The 5,129-nt window shown below is 66.0% G+C and carries 3 protein-coding genes and 2 pseudogenes; all 5 read right to left on the bottom strand.

Going from position 1 to position 5,129, the window contains the following annotated elements:
• Positions 1–186, bottom strand: a pseudogene (locus A9G05_RS25990) (hypothetical protein); the annotation flags it as partial.
• Between the two features lie 323 nt (positions 187–509).
• Positions 510–1,454, bottom strand: coding sequence for a hypothetical protein (locus A9G05_RS26920; RefSeq protein ID WP_256548490.1), 945 nt, complete (start codon positions 1,452–1,454; stop codon positions 510–512).
• A 2-nt stretch (positions 1,455–1,456) separates the two neighbouring features.
• A complete protein-coding gene (locus A9G05_RS27530) occupies positions 1,457–4,330 on the bottom strand; it encodes a toxin VasX (RefSeq protein WP_069563686.1) in 2,874 nt (957 codons plus the stop codon).
• A complete protein-coding gene (locus A9G05_RS26925) occupies positions 4,327–4,890 on the bottom strand; it encodes a DUF4123 domain-containing protein (protein WP_139131266.1) in 564 nt (187 codons plus the stop codon). Before A9G05_RS26925 ends, A9G05_RS27530 begins: the two co-directional genes overlap by 4 nt.
• Positions 4,887–5,129: pseudogene (locus tag A9G05_RS26010) on the bottom strand (type VI secretion system tip protein VgrG); the annotation flags it as partial. The pseudogene A9G05_RS26010 and the gene A9G05_RS26925, both read right to left, overlap by 4 nt.

Consider the following 5,129-nt stretch of genomic DNA (forward strand, 5'->3'; position numbering starts at 1 on the left):
AGGGTGGCCGTAGCGGTGCAGCAGCACTTCCAGCGCGGCATGGCGCATGCCGCCGGTGTACAGCCCGACGGTGTCGAAGGGATAGGCCGCAGCAGCGATGCCGTCCCAAGGGGTGTGGTACAGCTCGCCGTCCTGCTCGAAGTACAGCTCGCGGGTGCGGCGGTTGAGCACGATCGGCAGGGGCATTGGGCGAAAGATTTCCAGTAGGAAAGGCACTAGCAGGGCCACACTAATCAAGGCTAAACACGCCCACCCTGGCCCAGTTCTGCCATCCAAGAAAAAAGCTATTGAGAAGCCTCCGAATATCAGTAGCACGCCTCCCCCCAACGCCCCGGTCCACATCCCCCGATCTGCACTCTCCCCGTGCTCAAGGCTCAGGTAGTGCTCGGTCTGCTCCTCCACTTCGGGCATGCACATAAGCGGCGCTTGTGTGGGCTGATCGGCCTTGAGCAGACAGCTGTCCGGTACTTGGGCAAAGCGCTGGGCGAAGGCACGGGCCACCTCCTCCGTCACGTCTGCTGCTCCAGGTCCACCAGCCGGCTGGTGGGGCCATTGGCCCGCAGGCGCTCGCGGACCATGGCCGGCCATTGGGTACGGGCCCGGCGTTTGGCGATGGCGTAGGTGAGGTTTTGCAAGGTGTTGAACGGAGCAAACATGATGCCCCCTACCAAAAGTGCCACGTCAGAGGCACTGAGGTAATTGCGCCCGCCGTTGGCAACGTACTGCTCCTTGATGTCTCGCCATTGAAGGCGAGTCCAATGCCCTCGCCGCTTGCGCACTTCCAACAGGCTCTGGTTGAACGCCGGCGACTCGCTGTGCCTGCCGTGTTCATCGAACCAAGGGCCATTATCCATGTAAGCCCGCAGGTACTCCCAGAAACCCAACTGCATCTCCAGGCTCTTGCTGATGGGCGAGCCCAGGTTGATCACCACCAACTCCTCCGGGTGGCCGTAGCGGTGCAGCAGCACCTCCAGCGCGGCATGGCGCATGCCGCCTGTGTAGAGCCCCACTGTGTCGAAGGGGTAGGCCGCAGCGGCAATGCCATCCCAGGGGGTGTGGTACAGCTCGCCGTCCTGCTCGAAGTACAGCTCGCGAGTGCGGCGGTTGAGCAGGATCGGCAGGGGCATGGGCTGGAACACTTCGCAGATGAACGGGACCAGAACACAAGCAAGCCCCAACAGGAAAAAGTTGAGAGACGTTTCAGCTCGGCCATCCATCAAAAGAAAAAACGCAAAGAAAAGCCAAAAAACACCCCCAATCCCACCCAGCGCCCCCGTCCACATCCCTCTGTCCGCACTCTCTCCGTGCTCAAGGCTCAGGTAGTGCTCAGTCTGTTCCTCCACTTCGGGCATGCACATAAGCGGTGCCTCCGTGGATTTATCAGCCTGGAGCAGGCGACTGTCAGGCACCTGGGCGAACCGTCGGGCGAAGGTGGTTTGGGTTAGTTCAGTCATGGTCAGCTCACCTCGATGTCGATGGCCGGCAGGCTGAGGCCTTCGACCGGGGTGTAGGTCAGGCTGCCGCGGATGGCGACCAGCCGCTCAAACGCGCCGTCATGGTAGGCCCGGCGCAGGCGGATGCCGTCGTTCGGCGGGCCATGGGGGCTGCCGATATCGGGGTCGAAGGGGATGGGGTCGTGCTCCCCCCAGGTCAGCGGGATGCACCTGAGGGTGGCGTCGTCGAGCAGGCCGTGGGATTGCTCCCACTCCTCGTAACCGCTGAAGGTGATCATGCCTTGCTGGTACTCGCTCTGGCCGGGCAGATGCAGAACCAGGCGTATTTCGTTCACCCATTTGCCGGTGCGGGGGTTGATATCGTTCCAGCGCTCCAGCTTGAGGCTGACCGGTAGGACGATGCGCCAAAACGCCTCGAGGGTGCCGGTGAGGCTGCCGGACCAATCCGCAGGGCGGGTGCCGAAACGGGTCTGCTTGAGCCAGCTTTCCAGCGGGGTGTCTTTTGTATAGAGCAGGGAGACCATGCCGATCAGGATGGTGGCAACCAGCCCCACCAGGCTCAGGCGCAGGGGCAGGGTGAGTACGCGGATGCCGGTGGCCAGGGCCGTCGATTCGCCGGCCAGTACCGCCGTGCGGGCCAGGCGCAAGGCACGCATGGCCTGCAGCGAGACGCGGGCATAGGCCAGGTTGGCGCCGGCCAGCCCCAGGCTGACCGCTGCCGTGTCCAGGTCTCCGGCACGGTAGGCATCCAGGGCCTGCCAGCCGTAATAGAACACGTCCAGGCCGGCAGTGATGGCTTGCAGCAGCATGGCGCCGGCTCCCAGGCCCAATGCTCGAGCCAGAGTCTCCTGAGCCGCAGGGTTGATCTTGCCTGCTTGCGCGACGTGCTGCTCCCAGCGCACATCAGCAAGCTTTTGCAGTACAGCGGTTGAAGCAGTTGCCGTAGCCATAACAGCACTGAAAGTCGAAATAGCGTTCTTCACGGATGTCTCAGTCCAGACCTGCTTAGCTACCTCCGCCAAATTCCAAACCGACACAAACGCAATCAACGTCTTCAACGGCGCCTCGTTCAGCAGTTCGCTGATGTTTCGAGGTGCCCCCAGTGAGAGGCGCACGGCTTTTCCGCTCAGGGGCGGTAGCGTTGTGCCGGGCTTGCTGGGCGCGCGCGGGGCGTCGCTGCCATGGCCGGGTGAGGGATGGGGCGGGGCCGCTTCTGGGGCCGGTACGACACGGAGATGCGGAATGGCTTCCTCGACCTGAGTCGCCGTGGGGCTTTTGGCGGGGGTTGAAAGGCCGACGGCCTCGCGGGCGGCACGCGCCTGGTTGCGAATCTCTTTCTCCAGTTGCTTCTTGAGGCGGCGCAGTTGGCCCTTGTTGTGGGCCTGGTCGATCTGCTCGTTGAGCCAGCCGATCGCATCCACTCGGCTCAGGCTGTCCACCTCCAGGCGCTGGGCGCTGCGTACCAGCATGGCGGTCATGAGGTTGTAGGCCAGGGGGTGGATCTGTTCACTCAGGCTGCGCAGGCGCCCGCCGAGGCTGGGTGAGAGCACGGCGAACAGGGGCTCGCCACCGCGCGCCGGATTCAACGCCTGCACCTGATCGGCGGCGAGGTTGACGGCCGTGGCGAAGGCTGTCGCCCTGGCGAGGCGGGCGGCGGCGCCAGGGGCGTCGGTCACGTCGGCGAGGGCTTCCGGCAGGTGCAAGGCTTGCTTGAGGGTGCCGGGGTCGATCTTGCGGGTGGCCCCCAACAATGACCACAGCAGCCAGGGCTGCTCCCTCGGTTGGGCAGCGTCCAGCTCCCGTTCGAGGGTCTTCACCCCCAGGGGGGTGGCGGAGGGCCCCAGGCAACTGCAGGCGAAGTGGATTTCCAGCAGGTCGCGCTGGTCGGGCTGGGTCAGGTCGAACATGGCGCAGGCGGAGTCCAGGTGCGACGGCATGCCGCCTTCCAGGGTCTCGAACCAGCGGGCCCAGCACTCCGTCAGGCGCCGCAGGTCGGCATCGAGGGCGTCCAGCGCTAGGGCCGGCTGCTTCAGAACCTTCTGCAACTGGGGCACGTCGATCATGGAGGCGAGGTTGCTGCGGATGATGTCGTCGCTGTCGGCCACGGACTGGATCAGTTCGGCGGTAGCCCACTCGTCGTTGCGGTGCTTGTTGAGTTTGGTGAAGGCGATGCGGCGCTCGCGTACCAGGGCGGCCAGGTCACCCAGTACGCCCCAGGGGTCGTCGACGAGGGCGAAGTGCTGTTGCTCGCAGCGCTGCATGGGTTTGAGGGGCGGGTCCTGCAGCAGCCAGTAGCTGGCCTTTCTGGCAGCGATGCTCCAGGTGTAGTGCTCGGTCTTCAGGTCGCCGATCTGCCCGTGCATGGCCTGGACGCTGCCACTGAAGGGCGCCACGCCGGGGGTCAGGCTGCGCATCATGCGTTGGCGCTTGGCGGGCTGACTCTCCAGCTCTGCGAAGATGTCGGCACTCCAGCGGATGGGGGACCAGGCCATCAGGACCGGTGCCCCTGCCTCCAGCATCAGGTAGGCGCGGGTGGTGGTGTCCGGTGCGGGGGCGCTGCGTGCGGTCGGTTTCAGCATGGCGGCGTCCACCCGGTATTCGCTGAGTGCCTGGAGGCTGTCTTCCCAGACGTACAGCCAGCCATCGCGCAGCGCACGGGGGACGTAGCCCAGGGGGCGATCCTTGAGCGCGGCGTGCTCGGGGCCCATCTCCGGGAAGTTGCCGTTGAGGGCGGGCAGCCCCAGGGTGGCGGCGTCCAGGGTGGAGGGGTTGCGCGTCTCGATGGGGCCGATGGCATATCGCAGCGGCAATACGGCGGCCAGCAAGGGGCAGGTGGCGGGCTGGAGGCGGCGGGGTTGGGGGGCGGGGGCGTTCATGCGGGTGCGTCCTGCGGGTGGGGTTCGGGTTGCGCCAGTGCGTCGAGCAGCGGCCAATCCAGGGTGATCTGGGCGTCGAGCGGTGGGCCGGGCTGGGTCGCATCCAGTTGGGGATGGGGGTTGTGCCAGGCCAGGACCGGGGCCTCCCCGTCGCGCAGCCAGACCTCGCTCACGCCATGCCAGAACCCCGCCGGCCACTGGACCTGGCTGCGCCATGCCTGGCGCAGCGGGCGTGCATCGGCCAGTCGCAGCCAGAACACCCGGCCATCCGGTGCCAGGATGCGCAAACGCCGACGCAGGCTCTCTCGCAAGGCGACCAGGGGCAGCTCGCTCCTGAGCCAGACGGCTTGTTCAAGCTCGGGCTGCCCGGCCTGCCAGGCGTCATTCAGCAGGCTGCCGGCATCGGCCTGCAGCAGGATGGGGCCGATGGCTGCCAACGACTCATAAGGAGTGCCTTGCAACAGGGGGCGTGGGCTGTGTTCGGGAAAATGCTGGCACAGCCAGACCAGGGCCTGCCGGTGGGAGGCGCCGTCGAAGAGCAGGAATCCGCTGTCCATCATTTGGCCTCCTTGGCACGCTTGGCCGCTTCGCAGACCTCACAGATACCCGTGCTGGCCTGGAGGAACACCCGGCGTTGCTTGGCCAGGGCCTCCAGGGTGATGCCGGCCTTGTCCTTGTCGGCCGGCTTCACTGCGCCCGGGAGGATGGGCCGGGCACCTGCACCCTTCCCGGCCGCGCCCCCTGAGTTCAGGTTGATGCTGGCGCCGCTGAAGGTGACGCCGCCCGGGTCGAGCTTGAT

The sequence above is a fragment of the Pseudomonas sp. ENNP23 genome (genome assembly GCF_001728945.1).
GTDB classification, from domain to species: Bacteria; Pseudomonadota; Gammaproteobacteria; order Pseudomonadales; family Pseudomonadaceae; genus Metapseudomonas; species Metapseudomonas otitidis.

Excerpts from the sequence above, each read along its gene's own strand:
- A9G05_RS26925 (WP_139131266.1), bottom strand. The coding sequence starts at position 4,890 with ATGATGGACAGCGGATTCCTGCTCTTCGACGGCGCCTCCCACCGGCAG.
- A9G05_RS27530 (WP_069563686.1), bottom strand. The coding sequence starts at position 4,330 with ATGAACGCCCCCGCCCCCCAACCCCGCCGCCTCCAGCCCGCCACCTGC.
- A9G05_RS26920 (WP_256548490.1), bottom strand. The coding sequence starts at position 1,454 with ATGACTGAACTAACCCAAACCACCTTCGCCCGACGGTTCGCCCAGGTG.